The sequence below is a fragment of the Streptomyces sp. NRRL S-37 genome (assembly GCF_000721605.1).
Classification (GTDB): domain Bacteria; phylum Actinomycetota; class Actinomycetes; order Streptomycetales; family Streptomycetaceae; genus Streptomyces.
This window is the reverse complement of the sequence record NZ_JOIZ01000013.1, coordinates 169,158-189,956: the sequence shown is the minus strand read 5'-3', so window position 1 is coordinate 189,956 and position 20,799 is coordinate 169,158. Positions and strand designations below refer to the sequence as shown.

General features: G+C 73.0%; 22 protein-coding genes. 12 read left to right on the top strand and 10 right to left on the bottom strand.

From position 1 onward, the window contains the following. Positions 1 to 112: 112 nt before the first annotated feature. Entirely contained in the window at positions 113 to 613 is a 501-nt protein-coding gene (locus tag IH50_RS0119885; protein ID WP_030863749.1) for a metallophosphoesterase family protein, read from the top strand. Positions 614 to 877: 264 nt separating this feature from the next. On the opposite strand, the gene IH50_RS0119880 is transcribed toward IH50_RS0119885, so the two are convergent. The 3 genes from IH50_RS0119880 to IH50_RS0119870 form a co-directional block, all read right to left on the bottom strand. Beyond that, the gene (locus IH50_RS0119880; RefSeq protein WP_030863746.1) at positions 878 to 2,125 is read right to left on the bottom strand and encodes a YncE family protein; all 1,248 of its coding nucleotides are present in this window, start codon (positions 2,123 to 2,125) and stop codon (positions 878 to 880) included. A 600-nt stretch (positions 2,126 to 2,725) separates the two neighbouring features. Next, complete coding sequence (locus IH50_RS0119875; protein WP_030863744.1) at positions 2,726 to 3,091, bottom strand: nuclear transport factor 2 family protein; 366 nt, start codon at positions 3,089 to 3,091, stop codon at positions 2,726 to 2,728. Positions 3,092 to 3,214: 123 nt separating this feature from the next. Further along, entirely contained in the window at positions 3,215 to 4,969 is a 1,755-nt protein-coding gene (locus IH50_RS0119870) for an ABC transporter ATP-binding protein (RefSeq protein WP_030863742.1), read from the bottom strand. A 134-nt stretch (positions 4,970 to 5,103) separates the two neighbouring features. On the opposite strand from IH50_RS0119870, the gene IH50_RS0119865 reads away from it, so the two are divergent. The 6 genes from IH50_RS0119865 to IH50_RS0119840 all read left to right on the top strand — a co-directional run bounded on the left by IH50_RS0119865 (position 5,104) and on the right by IH50_RS0119840 (position 9,876). After that, a complete protein-coding gene (locus IH50_RS0119865) occupies positions 5,104 to 6,189 on the top strand; it encodes an S-(hydroxymethyl)mycothiol dehydrogenase (protein WP_030863740.1) in 1,086 nt (361 codons plus the stop codon). Further along, the gene (locus tag IH50_RS0119860; protein ID WP_030863733.1) at positions 6,189 to 6,818 is read left to right on the top strand and encodes an MBL fold metallo-hydrolase; all 630 of its coding nucleotides are present in this window, start codon (positions 6,189 to 6,191) and stop codon (positions 6,816 to 6,818) included. Before IH50_RS0119865 ends, IH50_RS0119860 begins: the two co-directional genes overlap by 1 nt. 102 nt (positions 6,819 to 6,920) lie before the next feature. Continuing rightward, the gene (locus IH50_RS0119855; RefSeq protein WP_030863731.1) at positions 6,921 to 7,835 is read left to right on the top strand and encodes an SDR family oxidoreductase; all 915 of its coding nucleotides are present in this window, start codon (positions 6,921 to 6,923) and stop codon (positions 7,833 to 7,835) included. Between the two features lie 50 nt (positions 7,836 to 7,885). Further along, positions 7,886 to 8,686 carry an SDR family NAD(P)-dependent oxidoreductase gene (locus tag IH50_RS0119850; protein WP_030863728.1) on the top strand — a complete coding sequence of 267 codons (801 nt, stop codon included), beginning with the start codon at positions 7,886 to 7,888 and terminating at the stop codon, positions 8,684 to 8,686. Between the two features lie 143 nt (positions 8,687 to 8,829). Further along, a complete protein-coding gene (locus IH50_RS0119845; protein WP_030863724.1) occupies positions 8,830 to 9,525 on the top strand; it encodes a L,D-transpeptidase family protein in 696 nt (231 codons plus the stop codon). A gap of 165 nt (positions 9,526 to 9,690) precedes the next feature. Beyond that, positions 9,691 to 9,876 carry a hypothetical protein gene (locus IH50_RS0119840; RefSeq protein WP_030863721.1) on the top strand — a complete coding sequence of 62 codons (186 nt, stop codon included), beginning with the start codon at positions 9,691 to 9,693 and terminating at the stop codon, positions 9,874 to 9,876. 295 nt (positions 9,877 to 10,171) lie between these two features. On the opposite strand, the gene IH50_RS0119835 is transcribed toward IH50_RS0119840, so the two are convergent. Beyond that, entirely contained in the window at positions 10,172 to 11,548 is a 1,377-nt protein-coding gene (locus tag IH50_RS0119835; RefSeq protein ID WP_030863718.1) for a S1 family peptidase, read from the bottom strand. 355 nt (positions 11,549 to 11,903) lie between these two features. Here IH50_RS0119835 and IH50_RS0119830 point away from each other — a divergent pair, with 355 nt between their 5' ends. Beyond that, a complete protein-coding gene (locus tag IH50_RS0119830) occupies positions 11,904 to 12,284 on the top strand; it encodes a PPOX class F420-dependent oxidoreductase (protein WP_030863716.1) in 381 nt (126 codons plus the stop codon). A 19-nt stretch (positions 12,285 to 12,303) separates the two neighbouring features. Here IH50_RS0119830 and IH50_RS0119825 read toward each other — a convergent pair whose 3' ends face one another. Continuing rightward, complete coding sequence (locus tag IH50_RS0119825; protein WP_030863712.1) at positions 12,304 to 12,720, bottom strand: Zn-ribbon domain-containing OB-fold protein; 417 nt, start codon at positions 12,718 to 12,720, stop codon at positions 12,304 to 12,306. Positions 12,721 to 13,011: 291 nt separating this feature from the next. Between IH50_RS0119825 and IH50_RS0119820 the strand changes: the two genes are divergently transcribed. Both IH50_RS0119820 and IH50_RS0119815 read left to right on the top strand, forming a co-directional pair. Further along, positions 13,012 to 13,842, top strand: coding sequence for a hypothetical protein (locus tag IH50_RS0119820; protein ID WP_030863709.1), 831 nt, complete (start codon positions 13,012 to 13,014; stop codon positions 13,840 to 13,842). Between the two features lie 76 nt (positions 13,843 to 13,918). After that, positions 13,919 to 14,521 (top strand): peptidoglycan-binding domain-containing protein, encoded by a 603-nt coding sequence (locus IH50_RS0119815; protein ID WP_030863706.1) that lies wholly within the window; start codon positions 13,919 to 13,921, stop codon positions 14,519 to 14,521. Positions 14,522 to 14,533: 12 nt separating this feature from the next. Here IH50_RS0119815 and IH50_RS0119810 read toward each other — a convergent pair whose 3' ends face one another. From IH50_RS0119810 to IH50_RS0119800, 3 genes are all read right to left on the bottom strand, one after another. Further along, entirely contained in the window at positions 14,534 to 16,942 is a 2,409-nt protein-coding gene (locus IH50_RS0119810; RefSeq protein ID WP_051767383.1) for a SpoIIE family protein phosphatase, read from the bottom strand. Between the two features lie 113 nt (positions 16,943 to 17,055). Further along, positions 17,056 to 17,430 (bottom strand): hypothetical protein, encoded by a 375-nt coding sequence (locus IH50_RS0119805; RefSeq protein WP_030863701.1) that lies wholly within the window; start codon positions 17,428 to 17,430, stop codon positions 17,056 to 17,058. Between the two features lie 294 nt (positions 17,431 to 17,724). Continuing rightward, positions 17,725 to 18,642, bottom strand: coding sequence for a MurR/RpiR family transcriptional regulator (locus IH50_RS0119800; RefSeq protein WP_030863699.1), 918 nt, complete (start codon positions 18,640 to 18,642; stop codon positions 17,725 to 17,727). Between the two features lie 170 nt (positions 18,643 to 18,812). On the opposite strand from IH50_RS0119800, the gene IH50_RS42065 reads away from it, so the two are divergent. Both IH50_RS42065 and IH50_RS0119790 read left to right on the top strand, forming a co-directional pair. Next, entirely contained in the window at positions 18,813 to 18,974 is a 162-nt protein-coding gene (locus IH50_RS42065) for a hypothetical protein (RefSeq protein WP_199822108.1), read from the top strand. Between the two features lie 49 nt (positions 18,975 to 19,023). Continuing rightward, positions 19,024 to 19,425, top strand: coding sequence for a DUF3662 domain-containing protein (locus tag IH50_RS0119790; protein WP_030863696.1), 402 nt, complete (start codon positions 19,024 to 19,026; stop codon positions 19,423 to 19,425). A gap of 96 nt (positions 19,426 to 19,521) precedes the next feature. Here IH50_RS0119790 and IH50_RS0119785 read toward each other — a convergent pair whose 3' ends face one another. Both IH50_RS0119785 and IH50_RS0119780 read right to left on the bottom strand, forming a co-directional pair. Continuing rightward, positions 19,522 to 20,025, bottom strand: coding sequence for a GNAT family N-acetyltransferase (locus IH50_RS0119785; protein WP_030863693.1), 504 nt, complete (start codon positions 20,023 to 20,025; stop codon positions 19,522 to 19,524). An 86-nt stretch (positions 20,026 to 20,111) separates the two neighbouring features. Then, on the bottom strand, positions 20,112 to 20,774 hold the full coding sequence (locus IH50_RS0119780) for a nucleoside/nucleotide kinase family protein (protein ID WP_030863690.1): 663 nt from the start codon (positions 20,772 to 20,774) through the stop codon (positions 20,112 to 20,114). Positions 20,775 to 20,799: the final 25 nt, after the last annotated feature.

Sequence of the window (20,799 nt, the reverse complement as noted above, 5' to 3'; positions counted from 1 at the left end):
CCGCCGGGAGGCCGCCGTGACGGCCCTTTCGCATCCGCCGACCGGCGTGCTCGCCGGGTCACTCGAGGCGTGGCGTCCCACCGGGGGCACGACGCCGCCTACTCTGCCGTGCGTGCGACTGCTCCTGACCTCCGACACCCATCTGCCGAAGCGCGCCAAGCGGCTGCCCGTGCCGCTGCTGGACGAACTCCCCCGCGTGGACGTCGTGTTCCACGCGGGGGACTGGGTCGACACCGCCACCCTCGATCTCCTGGAGAGCCGCAGCCGGCGGCTGATCGGCGTGTACGGCAACAACGACGGGCCCGAGTTACGGGCCCGGCTGCCGGAGATCGCGTACGCGGAACTCGGCGGGCTGCGCTTCGGCGTGGTCCACGAGACGGGTCCGGCGCGGGGGCGGGAGAACCGGTGCGCCGCGCGCTTCCCCGGGGTTGACGTGCTGGTGTTCGGACACAGCCACATCCCGTGGGACACCACCGCTCCCACGGGACTCCGTCTGCTCAACCCGGGGTCGCCGACGGACCGCCGCCGACAGCCCCACTGCACTTATATGACCGCCACGGTCACCGGAGGCCGGCTCACGGAGGTGGAACTCCACCGGCTGCCCCCGCGCTGACGGGCCGGGCCGCTTCGTGTCGGTGGAAGCGGCCCGGGCATTGCGAGTAGGTGCGCTCTCACGGACCTCCTTCCCACGACCGGAGGTGGTACCGGGCGACTACCCCCTCCCGCGGGACTCACACACCCGATGTCCGGTTTTTCCTCCCGATTAACAGGTCGTCGTCCCGTCGTGACCGGTGAGGAACAAGTGAGTCGGGTGAGCCAGGGGGGCCGGAGGGGCCGGACGGACCGCCCCGGCCCCAGATGGACGGGCGGACGGGCCCTACCGTCCGCCGTCCGCGCCGGACCAGCCGGCCTCCACATGGCCGAGGCGAACCCGCTGCGGGTGGTCGCCGACGGGTACGGACACGGTCTTCTCGCCGGTCGAGAAGTCGATGGCGGTGACCCGGTCGGCGCCGCTCTCGGAGACCACGCAGGACCTGCCGTCACCGCTGACGGTCGCCCAGTACGGCTTGGACGCGGTGACGAGCGGACCTTGCCGGAGGGTCGCGCGGTCGACGACGGTCGCGTAGTCGTCCATGGTGCCCGCCACGCACAGCTTGGTGCCGTCGGGCTTCATGGTGATGCCGTGGTGGCGCGAGTCGTTGACCCAGGTGGTGCGGTCATCGCTGGTGGCCGGGTTCTTCGGCAGGGTCTTGGTGCGGGTGATGCGGTCGGTGGCGACGTCGTACTCGAAGAAGCCGTTGAAGAACGACACCTGGAAGTACAGCTTCGACTCGTCCGGGGAGAACGCGGCCGGGCGCACCGCGTCCGAGTGGTCCTTCAGACCGATGGCGTCGAGCCGTTCCCGCATGTCGATCACCTTCACCTGCTTGAAGGTGGTCGCGTCGACGACCGTGATGCGGCGGTCGCCCTTCGTCCAGTCCAGCCAGGTCGCGTCGAGCGCGGTGTTCACCTCGCCGATGGACATGTTCCAGATGCGCTTGCCGTCCTCGCTGAAGACGTTCTCGTGCGGCTTGTCGCCGGTCTTGAACGAGCCGAGTTCGTCACCGGTCGCGATGTCCAGGACGTGCACCGTGTTGGAGGTCGAGGCCGAGACGGCGACGCGCTTGCCGTCGGGGGAGACCGCCATGTGGTCGGAGCGGTAACCCGAGACCGGGAAGCGCCAGTTGATCCGCCCGGTGGCGAGGTCGAGGGAGACCACGTCGGCGAAGCTCGGCCGGGAGACCACCACCGAGGTGCCGTCCGGGGTGGAGTACATGTCGTCGACCAACTGGTCGTGGCCCTCGCCGACGCCGCTGCGGATCGCCATGAAGTAGATCCAGCGGATCGGGTCGGCGTTGATCTCGGCCATCCGCTCGGCCTTGTCCGGGACGACGTCGATCCGGCCGATCCGTGCGAAGTCACCGGTGGACTCGATGACATCGGCGGTGCCGTCCCAGTTGTTGCCGACGAACAGCACCTCCCGCAGGGTGGGGGAGGTGTCGGCGGCCGCGGCGGTGGGCGCCGTGACGGTGAGGACGAGCGCGGCGGCGATGGCGCACAGGTGCCTGGTTCTGCGGACCGGCATGACGGCTCCCCCCACAATCCGGGATCACGTGCCCTGAAAAGCAACTTACTGAAAAGTAAGGAAGGGAGCCGTCCGCGACAAGGGCGCGTACACGACAAAATTAGGTGCCGCCGGTGTCCGGTGGGGGAGGACCTCGCTTCGGCGACGGCCCCCTCGGTCACCGCGTGGAACACCGGCTCGGCCGATCACCGGACGACCGGAGCGCCGGACGGCGCGTCCCGCCGCGGCCCGGAGGCCGCACGGCACCGGCCGGCCGCGCGCCCACCTCACCGAGGTGGCGCGCGGCGGGATCCGGACGGCCCCGGACTCCTCGACGTCACCGCGCGGTTACCGGCCGCTGGCCGCCTGGCGCCCGCGAGTTTGCCGCGCTCGCCCGGCCGTCGGCGGACGCTGCCGGCGGGAGGGGTACCGGACAGGCCGGTCCTGCGCGTACGACGGCCGCCCCGGCGTCCGCCGCATGCTGTTCCCGGACCCGCCCACGGGCTCCGTCCCCGGCCTGAAGCAGACGTTCACCACCGACCGGCCCGAGTACGGTGTGCGGGCGGGCGACGTCATGCGGTACAGCGCCTGGCTGCGCCGATCACCTCCGTACCGGCGTTCCTACTCGTCCCAGGCCTGGATCATCACCTGCCCGGTGATCTTCCCGTCCCGCAGCGTGAGCATCGACTCCGACAGCACCCGCACCCCGTCCGGGTACTGACAGCTCTCGCAGTAGGCGGCGTGATCACCCTGGACGACGCACGCCTCCAGGGAGTGCGTCATGTCGCGGCTGTAGACGTCGTCGAGCATGGCGGCGATCTCGTCCCGGCCGTGCAGGACCTTGGGGTGGCTGGGCTGGGTGTTGCGGTCCACGATGCGCAGTTCCGCGTCGTCGGCGTAGAGCGACACCAGAGGCGCCGACGTGTCCGCCTCGACGCCCCGGCGGAGCGTGTCGGTGCCGAAGACGGGTTGTGACGCGGTCGTCATGACGACCCACCTCCTCCACGGGGCCGCGGTCCGGGCCTCCGGCGGGCCGGGACGGCCCCTCCTACGAGCGTCCTCCGGCCCGCCGGGCACGGCAAGCCCGGCCCCCGCGCCGCCCGGCGCCGCTCACCCGGCCGTCGCCAGGAACTGCGTGGCCGCCAGCTCCGCGTACAGCGGATCGGCGGCCACCAGCTCCCGGTGCGTGCCGACGGCCCGTACCCGGCCCGCGTCCATCACCACGATCCGGTCGGCCGCCGTCACCGTGGACAGCCGGTGCGCGACGACCAGGACCGTCGTCGTGCGCGCCACATCGGCGACGGTGTCGCGCAGCGCCGCCTCGTTCACCGCGTCGAGCTGCGAGGTGGCCTCGTCGAGCAGCAGCAGCCGGGGGCGGCGCAGCAGGGCGCGGGCTATGGCGACCCGCTGGCGCTCCCCGCCGGACAGCTTGGTGCCGCGGTGCCCGACGAGGGTGTCGAGCCCCTCCGGCAGCCGGGACACCAGACCGTCGAGCCGGGTCGTCTTCAGCACCCGCGTCAGGGTGCCGTCGTCCGCCTCGGGATTGCCCAGCAGCAGGTTGTCCCGCAGGGAACCCGACAGCACCGGCGCGTCCTGCTCGACGTACCCGATCGCGGCCCGCAGCCGCGGCAGCTCCCAGTCGGCCAGATCACGGCCGTCGAGCGTGATCACCCCGGAGTCGGGGTCGTAGAACCGCTCGATGAGGGAGAAGACGGTGGTCTTGCCCGCGCCGGACGGACCGACGAACGCCGTCATGCCCTGCGCGGGCACGGCGAACGTCACCCCGTGGTGGACATACGGCAGGTCGTCGGCGTACCGGAAACGGACGTCCTCGAAGGCGAGCGCGGCGGGCGCCGTGCCGGCGTCGGGCAACCGGGCGGGCCCGGCGGCCGGTTCGGCGGGCAGCCGCAGCGCCTCCTGGATCCGGGCGAGGGCGGCACTGCCCGTCTGGTACTGCGTGAGCGCGCCGACGACCTGCTGGATCGGTGCCATCAGATAGAACACGAACAGCAGGAACGCCACCAGCGTCCCGATGTCGATGGCGTCGGTCGCCACCCGCGCGCCGCCCACCGCCAGCACCGTGATGAACGCGATCTGCATCGCGAGGCCGGCCGTGTTGCCCGCCGCGGCCGACCACTTGGCGGCGCGCACGCTCTGCCGCCACGACTCCCGCGCGGCCTCGTGCAGCGCGCGCTCCTCGCGCGGCTCGGCACCGGACGCCTTGACCGTGCGCAACGCGCCGAGCACCCGCTCCAGCGAGGCGCCCATCGCACCGACCGCGTCCTGCGCCTGCCGGGAGGCCCGGTTGATGTGCGGCACGATCACCCCCAGCACCGTGCCCGCGAGCGCGATCACCCCCAGCGTGACACCCAGCAGCACCGGGTCCACGAAACCCATCAGCACCACGGTCGCGACCAGGGTCAGCCCGCCCGTGCCGAGGCCGACCAGCGAGTCCGTGGTCACCTCGCGCAGCAGGGTGGTGTCGGAGGTGACGCGGGCCATCAGATCGCCCGGCTCGGTGCGGTCGACGGCGGTGATCCTCAGCCGCAGCAGGTACGACGACAGCGAGCGCCGCGCCCCGAGCACCACCGACTCGGCGGTGCGCCGCAGCACGTACGAACCCAGCGCCCCCAGCACGGCGTTGGCGACCACCAGCGCCGACATCAGCAGCAGCGCGCCGGTGATCGCCCGGTCGTCCGAGAGGTCGTCGATCAGGTCCCGGGCCACCAGCGGCAGCATCAGCCCCGTCGCCCCGGTCATCAGGGACAGCACGGCACCGCCCAGCAGGGCCCACCGGTGCGGTCGTACGTATCCGAGGAGCAGCCGCCAGGCGGGCGGACCGGGTTCCTCTGCTGCGATGCTCACGTCGCCCCCCTCGGCGTCGGACGGAGGTCCAGGCTACGTCGCGGGGGCACATCCGCCGCACGGCGGGCGGCGGAAGCGATCATTCCCGCGTAGGGTCGGGGAAGACGGACACGGCGGACGAAGGAGTCAGCAGCATGGCGCAGGAAGTACGCGGCGTGATCGCACCCGGCAAGGACGAGCCGGTGCGGATCGAGACGATCGTCGTGCCCGATCCCGGCCCCGGTGAGGCGGTCGTCCGGGTCCAGGCCTGCGGGGTGTGCCACACCGATCTGCACTACAAGCAGGGCGGGATCAGCGACGACTTCCCGTTCCTGCTCGGCCACGAGGCCGCGGGCGTGGTCGAGTCGGTCGGCGACGGCGTCACCGACGTCCGGCCCGGCGACTTCGTGATTCTCAACTGGCGCGCGGTGTGCGGGAAGTGCCGCGCCTGTCTGCGCGGACGCCCCTGGTACTGCTTCGACACCCACAACGCGAAGCAGAGGATGACCCTGACCGACGGCACCGAGCTCTCCCCGGCCCTGGGCATCGGCGCCTTCGCCGAGAAGACCCTGGTCGCCGCCGGACAGTGCACCAAGGTCGACGCGGCCGTCTCCGCACAGGTCGCCGGGCTGCTCGGCTGCGGAGTGATGGCCGGCATCGGCGCCGCGATCAACACCGGGAACGTCGGCCGGGGCGACTCCGTCGCCGTCATCGGCTGCGGCGGCGTCGGTGACGCGGCGATCGCCGGGTCCCGGCTGGCCGGGGCGGCGAGGATCATCGCCGTCGACATCGACGACCGCAAGCTCGGGACCGCCCGCTCCATGGGCGCCACCCACACCGTCAACTCCCGCGAGACCGACCCCGTCGAGGCGATCCGCGAGCTCACCGGCGGCTTCGGCGCCGACGTCGTCATCGAGGCCGTCGGCCGCCCCGAGACCTACCGGCAGGCCTTCTACGCCCGTGACCTGGCCGGCACGGTCGTCCTGGTCGGCGTCCCCACCCCGGACATGAAGATCGAACTGCCGCTGCTCGACGTCTTCGGCCGCGGCGGCTCCCTCAAGTCCTCCTGGTACGGCGACTGTCTGCCGTCCCGCGACTTCCCGATGCTGATCGACCTCCACCTCCAGGGACGCCTGGACCTGGCGGCGTTCGTCACGGAGACCGTCCGGCTCGACGAGGTGGAGAAGGCCTTCGAGCGGATGCACCAGGGCGACGTGCTGCGTTCGGTGGTGGTGCTGTGATGGCCGCCCGCATCGAACGACTCGTCACCTCGGGGCAGTTCAGCCTCGACGGCGGCACCTGGGACGTCGACAACAACGTCTGGATCGTCGGCGACGACCACGAGGCGATCGTCATCGACGCCGCCCACGACGCCGACGCCATCGCCGAGGCGGTGGGGGACCGGCGCCTCACCGCCATCGTGTGCACCCACGCCCACAACGACCACATCGACGCCGCGCCCGCCCTCGCCGAGCGCACCGGCGCCACCATCTGGCTGCACCCCGACGACCTGCCGCTGTGGAAGCGGACCCACCCCGACCGCGACCCCGACTCCTGGCTCGTCGACGGCCAGGTGATCGAGGCCGCCGGCGCCGACCTCACCGTGCTGCACACCCCCGGTCACGCGCCCGGCGCGGTCTGCCTGTACGACCCGGGCCTTGCGACCGTGTTCACCGGCGACACCCTCTTCCAGGGCGGTCCGGGCGCCACCGGCCGCTCCTTCTCCCACTTCCCGACGATCATCGACTCGATCCGGGACCGGCTGCTGACCCTCCCGCCGGAGACGAAGGTCCTCACCGGCCACGGCGACCCGACCACCATCGGCGCGGAGGCCCCGCACCTGGAGGAATGGATCGCGCGCGGCCACTGAACGGTCCACCCGGGCGACCTGCGCGAAAAGGCGACAGAAGATGTCCGGCTTACCTGTCACGCTCGAAGCGACAGCAAAGAGCCGTTGAACAGGAGGCCGTACATGTCGGAGCAGTTGAAGGGCAAGGTCGCGCTGGTGGCCGGGGCGACCCGGGGTGCCGGACGGGGCATCGCCGTGGAACTCGGGGCGGCGGGCGCGACCGTGTACGTCACGGGCCGCACCACCCGTGAACGCCGCTCCGAGTACGGCCGCCCCGAGACCATCGAGGACACCGCAGACCTGGTCACCGAGGCGGGCGGCCAGGGCATCGCGGTGCCCACCGACCACCTCGAACCGGGGCAGGTGAAGGCACTCGTCGACCGCATCGCCGCCGAACAGGGCCGCCTGGACGTCCTGGTCAACGACATCTGGGGCGGCGAGACGCTCTTCGAGTGGGAGGCTCCGGTCTGGGAGCACGACCTGGACAAGGGCCTGCGCCTGCTCCGCCTCGCCGTCGAGACCCACGCGATCACCAGCCACCACGCGCTGCCGCTGCTGCTGCGCCACCCCGGCGGACTGGTCGTCGAGGTCACCGACGGCACCGCCGACTACAACCGCGACCACTACCGCCTCTCCTTCTTCTACGACCTCGCCAAGTCCTCCGTCCTGCGCATGGCGTTCGCCCTCGGCCACGAACTCGGCCCGCGCGGCGCCACCGCGCTCGCCCTCACCCCGGGCTGGATGCGCTCGGAGATCATGCTCGACCATTTCGGTGTACGCGAGGACAACTGGCGCGACGCCCTCGGCGAGGTCCCCCACTTCGCCATCTCCGAGACCCCGCGCTACGTCGGACGGGCCGTCGCCGCCCTCGCCGCCGACCCGGACGTGGCCCGCTTCAACGGCACCTCCCACTCCAGCGGCGGCCTCGCCCGGGAGTACGGCTTCACCGACCTCGACGGCAGCCGCCCGGACGCCTGGCGCTACATGGTCGAGGTGCAGGACGCGGGCAAGCCGGCGGACGTCACCGGTTACCGCTGACCGCCTCCGCCCTCTGCCGCGATGATCGCCCCGGCGGCTACCTTCACCCCATGACGACGGACACGAGGCGCTTCGCCGGGTACGGGGTTCTCATCACCGGGGCGGCACGCGGCATCGGCGCGGCCACCGCCGCCCGGTTCGCCGAGGAGGGGGCGCGGGTCCTGGTGACCGACGCCGACCCCGACGCGGCGGAGCGGGCGGCGACAGCGCTGGGGGACCGCGGGCTCGCGGCGGAACCCTTCGCCTGCGACGTGACCGACCGGGCCTCCGTCGAGGCGGCCGTGGCGCACGCCGCGCACGCCTTCGGCTCGCTCGACGTCCTGGTGAACAACGCCGCCCACTGCACCCCGGACGCGCCCCGCTTCGAGGACGAACCCGACGACGAGTGGGCCACGGACCTCGACGTCACCCTCACCGGCGCGTACCGCTGCTGCCGCGCCGCACTCCCGCACCTCGCCGCCTCCGGCCGGGGCGCGATCGTGAGTGTCGGCTCCGTCAACGGCCTCCAGGACTTCGGCGGCCACGCCTACAGCGCGGCCAAGGCGGGCCTGATCTCCCTCACCCGCACCCTCGCCGGGCACGCGGCGCCCCGCGGGGTGCGAGTCAACCTCGTCGCACCGGGTACCGTCCGCACCCGCGCCTGGGCGGGCCGGGACGCGGAGCTCGAAGCGGCCCGGCACCTCTACCCGCTGGGCCGGGTCGGCGAGCCGGAGGACGTCGCGGCGGCCGTCGCCTTCCTCGCCTCCCGCGACGCGGCGTGGATCACCGGCACCACCCTCGCCGTCGACGGCGGCATCACGGCGGTCAACACGGGATTCCGGCAGGCGCTGGGCGGGATCCCACCGCGATAGTCGATCATTCTCGGCCCTGTTGACCGGATGTCACCGTTCGGTCGCACCCCGGCTCGTCCGCACAACCGATTTTCCGGTTGGGCCGTCTACCTGGCAGAGTGCGCAGGCCATGCGCCCACTTCTGCGGAAAGGCAAAACAGACCATGGGGGACAAAAGCAGACGGAGCGCCGTCATTCTCGGGGTCACCTCGCTGGTGGCTCCGCTCACACTCGCGCTGGGCGCGACACCGGCACAGGCCGCGAGCTGCACCACCTCGGCGGGCCCTTACCAGAAGAAGGTGGAGAAGTTCCTCGGCCGCCCGGCCGACGGAAAGCAGTCCTCCGCCGACTGCAAGGCCATCCGGTCCTTCCAGACCAAGCACGGCATCACGCCGAACATCGGGTACGCCGGCCCCGTGACCTGGGGCGTGATGAACCTGATGAACAAGCAGAAGGCCGTCGGAAAGAATCCGAACAAGTCGGGCAAATGCCCCACCAGCAAGGGCCGTATCGCCTGCGTGGACCTCACGCTCCAGCTCAGCTGGATCCAGGATGGCAAGAAGCTCGTCTACGGCCCCGTCCCGGTCCGCACGGGACGCGACGGGTACGAGACCCGCACCGGCCTGAAGAAGATCTACTGGCGCAACATCGACCACGTCTCGACCATCTACGACGTGCCGATGCCCTACAGCCAGTTCTTCGACGGCGGCCAGGCCTTCCACTCGGTCGGCGTCAGCATGTGGAACCCGCCGGGCTCCCACGGCTGCGTCAACATGACGAAGACCGCCGCCAAGAAGTACTGGTCGCTGCTGAAGAACGGCGACGACGTCTACGTGTACGGCCGCAAGCCGGGCACCTGACCGCCGCGGGCGCCCGGCCTGCCGGGCGCCCCGTGTCCGGCCGCTCCCTCGAGGTCCGGATGTGAACTCGCCCACGTTCCTTGGCAGATGGACGTGATCAGTGACACTGCCCGAAATGCCCGATGTGCGTGCGATTACTCACAGCGTCTTCACGTCCGGCGCCGTATGCTTCACGGCATGTCCACCACTGTTGAACCCTCCTCCGAGCGATCGGCTGCCGAGGTCAACGAGGAGATCCGGGCCCTGTGGCTCCGGTCGGGCGGGACACTCAGCGTCGAACAGCGCGAGGAGTACCAGCGCCTGGTCCAGGAGTGGGCCTCGGCCCTCCCGCAGCCGGCCAGGGCGGCCTGAGCGGCTGCCGGCCGATCCCCTCGGAATCGTGACCCCGTCGACGGGCACCCGTGCGTGAACGGGTGCCCTTCTCCCACTGACCTCGGCTCTCACTGACCCCGGCCCTTCGCTACGGCATCCTCCGCGCGCTTTCGGCTTCGCTCGAGCGGGGAGGTGCCCCGCCGCCGGCGAACCGCCGCGTTCCTCGTACCACCGCCACCTTCCTCGGCCGGCCCGACGGCCTCCTGCCCGCCACGGAGCCGCCCCGGCGGCCGTGCCGCTCACCATCGGCCGAAGGGCCGGCCCCGCCGTCCGCTCAGCCCCATGACGCCGAGTAGTGACGCCGGTACTCCTTGCGGTCCTGCTCCGCCCGTATCCAGCGCGACGCCACCAGGGCGACCAGGCTGCCCCCGATCACCAGCAGCCCGGGACCGACGCTGTGGGGGTCGGCCAGCCGGGACAGCAGGGTCGACGGGTCCGGGAGGATGCCCCGCACCGGAGCCGACGAGCCCGGCGAGGCCGCGTCCGGAGCCGCCGCGCCCCGCGCGTCCGACGGGGCGGGGGAGGGCGCCGCCGCGCCCCCGTCGGCCCCGGGCGCCACGATGAGCCGTACGCCGAGCCGCGCCAGCGCCTTCGTCACCGGCTGGAAGTACGTCGTACCGCCCGTCCGGCAGTCACCGCTGCCGCCCGACGTGACACCGAGCGCGATGCCCTCGGAGAACATCGGACCACCACTGTCCCCGGGTTCGGCGCACACATTCGACTCGATGAGACCGCTGACCGTGCCCTCGGGATAGTTCACCGTCGCGTTGAGCGCGGTCACCTCGCCGTCCCGCAGCCCGCTGGTGCTGCCGCTGCGGAACACCCGCTGGCCCACCGTCGGATCCGCCACCCCCGTGATCCGTACGCCCTTGCCGCCGCCGACGGCCACCACACCGGCGCCCTCGCCGGCCCGGCCGCCGGCGTACTCGATCAGCGAGTAGTCGTCCCCGGGGAAGCTGTTGCCGACCGTCGTCCCGACCTCCTGCCTGCCCTGGTTGTCGGCGAACCACACCGACCCGTCGGGCCCGCAGTGCCCGGCCGTGAGGATGAAGTCCCGCTCCCCGTCGGTCACGTTGAACCCCGCCGAACAGCGGCCGGCCGTAGACAGGATGGGCAGCGCCCCGTTGAGCCGGGTGGTGAAGGTGCCCTCGCTCCGCTCCATGCGGACGAAACCGCCGATGCCGTCCGCCACTTCGGTCAGCTCGGACCAGTCGTCCGCCGACACCGTGCTGTCGCCCCGGACCACCACCTCGTTGGTCCGGTAGTCCATGGCCCACGCCGTCCCGGGCACGCGCGGCGCCGAACGCAGCGTCTCGGCCGCGGATGTGAAGTCGTCCATGCTGTGCCGCACCATCTTCGGCTCGGCGCCGGCCGCGCGCACCTCGGCCGCCGCCGCCTCGTCGGTGACCGCGACCACCGTCCTGCCGTCGTCGGCGATCCAGCTGCCCGCCGTACGGGAGGTGCCGAGCTTCGCCACCAGGGCGGCGCCCGGCCCGGCCGCCGCCTCCCCGGCGGTGGCGAATGGGACCGCGCCGGGCGCGCGGGGCTCACCGGCGACGGCGTGGGTGACCATCGTGGCCCCCAGGAGGAGTCCGCCGACGGCCGCCAGCCGTGTCACTCGCCGGACCACCCGTCGTCGTGCGTGCCTCATGCGTGGCTCCCGAACCTCGGCAGCGCGGTGCGCGCGCACCGCGAGGGCCTCCCTGAGTCGGAGGCCCTCTTCCCATACGGGCCCGCGGCCCGGCGTGTTCAGCCCGGGCATGATCCCGTCCGGCGGACGGCGGACGCCGTGGAGCGCGCGGGCGGTGCCCGCGGCTGACGAGTGCCGCGGCCACCCGCGGCTCGTTCGGCCCCGACGCCTGCCTCGGCATGGCCGAGGAGTCCGGTGCCCGGCGGGCCCGGGAGGAGCGGACCCACGAGGAGTCGTACCGCAGGACGGACGTACCCGGCCTCGGTACGGTCCCGCGCACCTTCGGAACGCCGCCGGACCTGCTTAGACTTCCCGCATGGACGACGCGTCGCGGGACCTGCTCGGTGCGGGGAAGTATCTGCTGGTCACCAGCTACCGCAGGAACGGCACACCCGTCGCCACCCCGGTGTGGGTGGTGCGGGACGGTGACGCGCTCGGCGTGTGGACCGTCGCCGACTCGTGGAAGGTGAAGCGGATCCGCGCCCGCGCCGACGTCCTGGTCGGCCCCTGCGACGTACGCGGCAACCCGACCGGTGACCAGGTCCCCGCCACGGCGGAGATCTGCGACCCGGCCACCACCGCCCGCTACCGGAGGCTGCTCGCCCGCAAGTACGGCCTCATCGGCCGGCTGACCCTGCTGGGCAGCCGCCTTCGCCGGGGCCCGAGCGGTACGGTCGGCATCCGCATCACCCTCTGAAGCGCGGGCCGGCGGACCGTCAGGTCCAGGCCCGGAACGGCTCGTCCACCAGCTGGAAGACCGGCTCGCCGCGCACCGGGTCCTTGGCCGTCGACAGCCGCACCCGGTCGCCGCCGTGGATGCCGATGGGCGGTCCCATGACCCGGCCGCGCACCACGAACCCCTCGGCCATCTCGATCAGGGACACATTGCGGGCCGCCGGGGTGTTGCGGTGCAGCACCGTGGAATGGCGGACCGTACCGACGCCCTCACTGCGCTCCGTGCGCAGGTCGCTGCCCTGGCAGACCGGGCAGAGCAGCCGGTGGTACATGGTGGTGCCGCACCAGGTGCAGCGCTGGAAGAGCATGGCCTCCGCGTGGTCCTCGCCCCGGTGATCGAGGACACCCGTCGTGGAGCCGGCTGCCTGCTGAGCGACGCTTCCTGAGAGGTGGTACACGCTGGTCAACTCCCTGCACTCGGCCGGAATCCCGCGTGCGCGGTCACCCGGCACGCGCGTGCCGGTGCGCCCTGCCACCGTGCACAGTCACAGAGTATGGCACTCAGTGCCACCCGTAAAGGCACTCCGTACCCTCGCGTTCGGGCGGGCGTCCACGTCCGAGCGCGGCCCGGGCCGCGGCGCGTTGTCGTCGGCGGCACCCGGTGCACGCCGGGCGGAACCCGGTGCCGCCGAGGCGGTGAGCCCGGGTCGTTCCTATGATCGGGCCACCGCCGTCCCCGAGGAGCCCGTATGCCGTCCGCCCGTCCCCGCGTCCTGTACGTCACCGACCTGGCCTACCCGGCCCGCGGACGCCGCTACGGCGACGAGGATGTCTTCCTCACCTCCCGGCTGCGCGAGCACCTCGACCTCGCCCTGTGCCATCCGCGGGACGCCGTCGCCCTGATGGACGGCTTCGACGCCGTCGTGGTCCGCAACAGCGGTCCCGTGCTGGCGTACCGGGACGCCTACGACACCTTCCGCGAGCGCGCCACCGCGACCGGCACACCGGTCTACAACCCGCTCACCGGCAGGGGTGACATGGCCGGCAAGCGGTACCTGCTCGACCTGACCGCCGCCGGCCGTCCGGTGATCCCCACCGTCGACCGGCCGGAGGACCTGCACCGGCTCCCCGCGGCGGAGCGGTACGTGGTCAAGCCCCGGCTCGGCGCCGACTCCATGGGCCTGCGCGTCGTCCCCGCCGGCGAGGTGCGCGACCACGTCGACGGGGACGTCCTGGTGCAGCCGCACATCGACTTCGCCTACGAGGTCTCCTTCTACTTCGTCGACCACGACTTCCAGTACGCCCTCCGCGCCCCGCGCCCCGAGCGCCGCTGGGAGCTGGAGCCGTACGAACCCACGCGGGACGACCTGGACTTCGCCCAGGGTTTCATCGACTGGAACACCCTCGACCACGGCATCCAGCGCGTCGACGCCTGCCGCGCGCCGGACGGCGGACTGCTCCTGGTCGAACTGGAGGACCTCAACCCCTACCTGTCCCTCGACGCCCTCGACGACACCGGACGGGAGGCGTTCGTGTCCGCCGTGACGGCGTCCCTGCGCCGCTTCCTGCACGCCGCCTGAACCCGGGGCCCCTCCGTCACGTATCTCTCCGCACAGGCGGACCGACCCCTCGCGCACGGCACGGAAGGAGAGCGACGTGACGACACCGTCCGGGCCGGAACGGCCGCACGAGGGACCGCCCCTCGAACCCGTCCGCGTCCTGCGCCCGCGTCGCACCGACGCACTCGCCGAGCTGTTCCGGGAGTTCGAGCGGGAGGAGCGGGGCGGGTACGAGCCGGTGCCACAGCCCGCCGGAGCCGAGGACCGGACGCAGGAACTCCCGCCCGTACCCGCGGCCCGGCACGCCTCGGGGATCCGCCGCACCGCCCTCGCACTCGCCGTGGCCGCCGCCGCGGTGGCGGGCTTCGGCGGCGCGCTCCTGCTCGTGGAACGCGACGCCGGCGACCGCGCGGCACCCGGCCCGCGTCCGTCCACGACCGCCCCCGTCACCCCGGCCCCGCCCGCCCCCGCCGGGCGGGGATTCCTCCGCGAGGGCGACTCGGGCCCCGAGGTGACCGAACTCCAGGAGCGGCTGCTGCGCGTCCCGGACGTCTACCGGTCCGGCGCCACCGACGGCCGCTACGACGCCGCCCTCTCCGCCGCCGTCGCCCGCTTCCAGCTCTGGTACGGCATCCGGGGCGACGAGACCGGCGTCTACGGCGACGACACCCGCCTCGCGCTGGAGTCCCGCACCGGCTGACCAGGGAGGGGGCTACCGCTCCTTCGGCACCCGGATGTCCAGCACGCACACGTCGTCGCGGCGCTCGTCCTCCAGCATCGCCTCCAGCAGCGCGCCCAGGGACCCGGCCGCGTCACCGGGATGCGCCGCCGCGGCCTCGGCCAGCCGCCCGAGACCCACGTCGATGTTCTCCGGGGGCCGCTCCACCAGACCGTCGGTGTACAGCAGGATCCGGTCACCCGGTTCGAGACGGCACTCGGCCTCCTCGAAGCGGGGCGTGGTGGTGCCGCCGAGGAGGATGCCGCTGGGCCTGCGCAGATACGTCGCCTCGCCGTCCCGCAGCAGCAGGGGCGGGGTGTGTCCCGCCTGCGCCCAGACCAGACGCCGCTCCGCCGGCCGGTAGCGGGCCAGCACCATGGTCGCGGTGCCGTGGCTGTCCCCGGAGTGCAGGAGCAGGGTGTTGAGCCGGGCGAGCGCGCCGGTCAGGGAGGAGCCGGTGATGACCATGCCCTTGGCGGTGAACCGCAGTTGCGCCATGGTGGCCACGGCGCCTATCCCGTGCCCGGCGACGTCGCCGACGACGAACAGGGCGTCGCCGTCGGGCAGTTCGATGGCGCTGAACCAGTCGCCGCCGACGTGTATGCCGGCCTGGGCGGGAAGGTAGGCGACCTCGACGCGCAGTCCGGCCAGGTCGACCACCCGATCGGGCAGCGGCAGCAGGGCGTTCTGCAACCGGGCGACCAGGGACCGCTCGGCCTGGAGCACGTCGTGCTGGGTGACGATGGCCCGCTCGGTCTCCACCAGGGCGAGCTCGGCCCGCCGCCGCGCGGTCAGGTCCTGCACGAAGCCGTGCACCTCGACGGGCGTGCCGTGCAGATCGGCCACCGCCTCGGCGGCGAGCCGCAGATGCCGGACACCGCGCGTGCCGCGGACCCGGAACGGGGCGTCCAGCGGCAGTCCCTCGTGGATCAGGGCGTCGACGGCGTGGCTCAGCGCGGACCGGTCCTCGGGCACCGCGAGCGCGGGGAGGCCGGCGAGCCGGACGGGCCCGTCCGCGGGGTCCCGGCCGAGGACCGCGAAGACCTGCGACGACCAGGAAGCCTCGGACGTGGTCAGGTTCCAGTTGGCCCAGCCGAGGTTGCCCAGCCGCTGAAGGTCGGCGAGCCGCTGCTCCTGCCGGTCGGAGGAGGCGTGCCGGCCCCAGGTGACGACCAGCGCGTCCTCCAGCCGAGTCACCCGTACGGAGTATGTGGTCAGCTCGGTGGCGCCGTTCACGACCTCCTGGTGGGCGAACGGCTCGCTCTCGTACGTCCCCCCGCCGGCCAGGGTGTCCAGACAGCCCCGCCACACCGGTGTGCCGGCCAGGTCGGGCCGCACCTCCCGCAGTCGCCGCCCGGCCGGATCGCCCCCGGTGCCGCCCAGGACGTCGGCCGCCTGCGCCGTGACGGCGTCCACCCGGAAGTCCTCGGTCCCGCCGGACGGGCCGCGCAGCGGGGTCAGCAGCATCGCCGGAACCGGCAGCGCCGCGAACAGCGCCCGTACGGCGTCCGGGAGCGGGTCGGCCGCGGGCTCGGACGGGGCGGTGAACGTACGCAGCCGGCCGGTGCAGAGCCGGACCGCTCCGCGCAGGTGGGCGCGGTCGCGCGGAGTGAAGGGACCGGAGCGCTCGCGCAGCACACCGACGCAGATCCCCGGGCCCTCCTCGCCGGGCAGCGGCAGCCAGACGCGCGAGCGCCACCGTCCGGGCGGGTCGCCGATCAGCAGGTACCGCGTGCTGTCCTGGCCGAAGTCCTCCAGCCAGAGGGGTTCACCGGACTCGAGGGCGGCCAGCGCGGCGACCCCGTCGAAGGGGGGCACCTGACGCCACCGGGCGGCCAGCCGTTCGTCGATCCCGGCGTGCCCGAGCAGTTCGAGGCCGCCGTCGGCGCGGCGGGCGTAGATCATGACCGAGTCCGCGGCCAGGTCCTGCCCGAGGTGTTCCAGCAGGCACCGGGCCAGCTCCTGGGGGGTGCCGGTGCGCACGAGGACCCGGGCGAGGCGGCTCAGGGCGGCGGCGACGTCGTCGGGGGCCGAGGACACCGGCGGCGGGCCGGTCCTGGGGAGGCCGGCCGTCGCGTCCCCGGTCTCCCCGGCCGGCCGTGCGGGCGGCTCGGCGGACGGCTCACCGGACCGGGCGGGCGCCAGTTCCCCCAGGGTGATCCAGCACTCCTCCAGCAGGGTGCGGCGGGCCGCCTTGGCGCGCTGGAGCAGGGTCTCGCCGGCGGCGTCGGCGGAGCATCCGCTCAGCGCCATCACGACGCCCTTGGCCCGCTCCACGACGGCCGATGTCGCGGCCTGCTCGCGCAGCCGGTCCATCTCGGCACGTTGCCGGGCGACGACCCTGGCCAGTTCCGCCAGGTCCGGCGCGGCTCCGGGTCCCACCGGGACAATGGGCTCCCTCATCACGCGATGAGCATCGCACACGTCTCCCGGTTCGTTGACCGGCTTGCTCGCCCGGAATCCGCGCAGGGCCCTGACCAGGGGGCATGATGTGCGCACCGGACGGGGAACCGTGGTCAGCGGCCGGATTCGGTCAGGGCCCGGGTGACCGCCCGTATGCCGCGGGCGATGTGCTGGAGCTGCGTGATCTCGGCGGCGTAGAGCTTGATCGTGTGCTCGATGACCCCTTCGTGCAGTCCGGCCCGGGGCAGGTCGGACCGGGCGGTCCGCAGGGCGGTGCGGACCACCCGGATCTCGTGTTCGACCTGGATCTGGGCGTGCCGGGCCAGCAGGACGGGGTGCCGGACGAACGCCGGGTAGCTCGCGTAGCGCGCGGGCACCAGTTCACGCAGCCACCTGGCCGCCGAGCGTTCCCAGTCGTAGCTGCCGGGGGCCTTGACCTGGCAGGGCCAGTCGGGACCGAGTCGCGTGGTCGTCAGGGGCATGGTCATCGCTTCCGGGTGTACGGCGTCGTATGGGTCGGACGACGGAGTGGGGCGGCCCCGGCCTAGGGGATGACCGGGGCCGCCCCGAGTGGCCGGGCAGGGGATGCCCGGCCGAACACCCCGGCCGCCGGAGCGGGTAGGTGCCGGCGGCGTGAGGTGTCCGTGCAGGCGCCCCGTGCTGAGCGGCCGGGGCCGTGATCCGTGAGCAGTATTTATATATGCAATCCGGTTTGCAAGACGTATGAAAACATTCATGCGTGCTTTGACGGAGTCGTTCTCCGGCAAGTGGTCTTGGCGGGGTCAGTCCTTGAGGAAGAACTGGTGCTCGTCGGCGACGTGTTCGTACTCGTCGAGCCGGGCCTGCGTCCGCTCCGGATCCGCGTCCGTCATCGCCTGCAGCAGCGCCGCGCACATCACGCCCGGAGCGGCGTAGGAGTCGAACACCAGCCGGGATCCGGTGCCGGTGGCGAAGGTGACGTCGGCCTCGTCCACGATCGGGCCCAGCGCCAGATCGGTGATCAGCGCGACCTTCAGCCCGGCGCTGCGGGCGACCCGTACCGCGGTCAGGGTCTCCTGGGCGTGCCGCGGCATGGAGAACGCCAGCACCCAGCTGCCGCCCGCTTCCCGCGACTGCAGCAGCGCGTCGTAGGCGACGCTGCCGCCCAGCGTCACGAGCCGGACGTCCGGGTGGATACGGCGGGCGGCGTAGGCGAAGTACTCGGCCAGGGAGACGGAGATGCGCAGCCCGAGCACGGTGAGCGGAACGGACGCGGACAGCCGGCGGCCGACCTCGATGAACCGGTCGGCGTCGGCGAAGTCCCGCCGCAGGTTCTCCAGGTTCTCGATCTCGGCGTCCACCGCCGCCTGCAGCTCGTTGCCCCGGACCTCCTCGGCGAGGCCGCCGGAGCGGGTGCCGAGCGTGATCGACTGGAGCCTCTCCCGCAGCGCGGGGTAACCGCTGAAGCCGACCGCCGAGGCGAACCGGGTCACCGAGGGCTGGCTCACCCCCGCCCGCTCCGCGAGATCCGTGATCGACAGGAACGCCGCCTCGGCGATGTGCTCGATCAGGTACTGGGCGATGCGCCGCTGGCCGGGGGAGAGCCGGGGCCGGTCGAACAGCGTGCGGAGCTGGGCCGTCGGGGACACCTCCGGGTCCTGGCCCGCCTTCCCCGAGGTGATCGCGGATGCCTGTGCGCGTGCCTGCTGCGGCGATCGCACCGGTGCGCCTCCTTCGTCTCCCACGGGAGTTCAACATAGCCCACCCACCGTGGTGACCAGGCCGCTCACCGGAGCACACCGGACCTTTCCACCGGGGATACCCGCGCCTCCCGGGGGAACCCGACGGCACAGCGAAGCGCAGACCCCCGACACACCAGGAGCCACCGGACATGACCGTCCCCGAGGAGAACCGGCCGAAGACCCGGGACACCGACGACGTCGTCGAACAGCCGCAGGACAAGGAGACACGCGAGCAGGGCGGCACCGGCCGCACGATGCGCGAGGCACTGGAGGAGGCCGAGATCAAGCCCGACGACTTCCAGGAACGCTAGAGCGCACCCACCGTTCCCCGCCCCGACCACGTCCCGAGCAGGTGAGAGCATGAGCGCCCTGAGCGCGCTGGAAGACGCCCTGGAGAACCGATGGGAGGCGCTGCGGGCGCGACTGTCCGGCCGGGAACCGGTCGAACTCGTCGACGCCCTGCGGCGTGAGTGCGACAGTCACGCCGTGGTGTGCCGGGCGGGCCGGGTGATGGTCCCCAACGCCTACGACGTGGAACTGGCCGCACCCGTGCACGAGGAGCTGACCCGTCGCGGCAGCCGCGTGGGCCAGGCGCTCACCGACCGGCTGGCCCGGCACGCCGCGCGCCACGGCTACGAGTGGGCGGGCCCGCTCGCCGTGCACGTCCGCCGGTCCTCCGAGGTCCCCAACGGCCGCTTCCGCGTGGCGAGCAGCGTCATGCCGCACGTGAGCGCCGCGGGCTTCCGGCGAGCGGGAGACTAGTCCCCGGCCTGGCCCGGCCGACCTCACGCCGGGCCCGGGGCCGGCCGTCGCACAGCGCCCCGGACGGCCGTCGTCCGGCGTGCCGTCCTCCGGGTGTCAGGGCGCCCGGTGCACGACGGCCGGGGCGTGCGCGGCGAGTTCCTCGAGCGGGGTGCCGGTCAGCCGGCACCCCGTCCACTCGTCCAGCAGCTCCGCCCCGAGCGACTCGTAGAACCCGATGGCCGGCTCGTTCCAGTCCAGCACCATCCACTCGAAGCGCTCGAAGCCGTTCTCCCGGCAGATCGCCGCGAGGGCGGCGAGCAGTGCCTTGCCGTGTCCGGAACCCCGGGCGTGCGGACGGACGTAGAGGTCCTCCAGATGGAGGCCGCGCGTGCCGGTCCAGGTCGAGAAGCGCGGGAACCACAGCGCGAACCCGGCGGTCTCGCCGGTGCCGTCGTCCTCCGCGATCAGGACGGACGCGGCGGGGTGCTCCCCGAACAGGGCCCGACGCAGCTGCTCCTCGGTGGCGCGTGCCTGCTCGGCGGCCTTCTCGTAGGCGGCGAGTTCACGGATCATCGCGCGGATGTCGGGAATGTCGTTCACGGTGGCTGTTCTGATCATGCCCCAGAGCCTGCGGCACCGCTCCGGATCGCGTCCAGCCGGTTCCGAGGGCCGGGACGGCCCCGGGCACCGGACGCCCGCCCGTCCTACGCCCCGGCGCCCGCACCCGGCAGGGCGGACCCCGGCACCACGAGGTCGGCCCGGTCCCGTGTCGCGGCCACCAGCGCGGCGTTGCGCTCGTCCGTGCGCAGCACCCACGCCACCGCCTCCTCGTGGCTCTTGCCGAACTCCTCGTGCCGGGCCACCAGTCGCCGCACCCGCTCCTCCCCGTCCAGGTCGCAGAACCACACCTCGTCGAGGTGCGGCCGCACCCGAGCCCAGGCGCCGGTGTCCAGCAGCAGGTAGTTGCCCTCCGTCACCACCAGCCGGGCCGCCGGCGGCACCGGGAGCGCGCCCGCGAGCGGCTGCTCCAGTGTCCGCTCGAAGCCCGGGGCGTACACGACGTCGTCGTCCGTCTCCTCGCGCAGCCGCCGCAGCAGCGCCGCGTACCCGGCCGCGTCGAAGGTGTCCGGGGCGCCCTTGCGGTCGCGGCGGCCGAGGCGGTCGAGTTCGGCGTCGGCGAGATGGAAGCCGTCCATCGGGACGTGCGCGGCCCACGGCTCCCCGGTGCCGTTCAGCTCCCGCACCATCCGCTCCGCGAGCGTGGACTTGCCCGCGCCGGGACTGCCGGCGATGCCGAGGATCGCGCGCCGGCCGCCCCGCGGAAGGGCACGGGCACGGCGGAGGAGGTCGTCGAAGGTCAGTGCCACACGGGAGAGTGTGTCACCCGGGAAG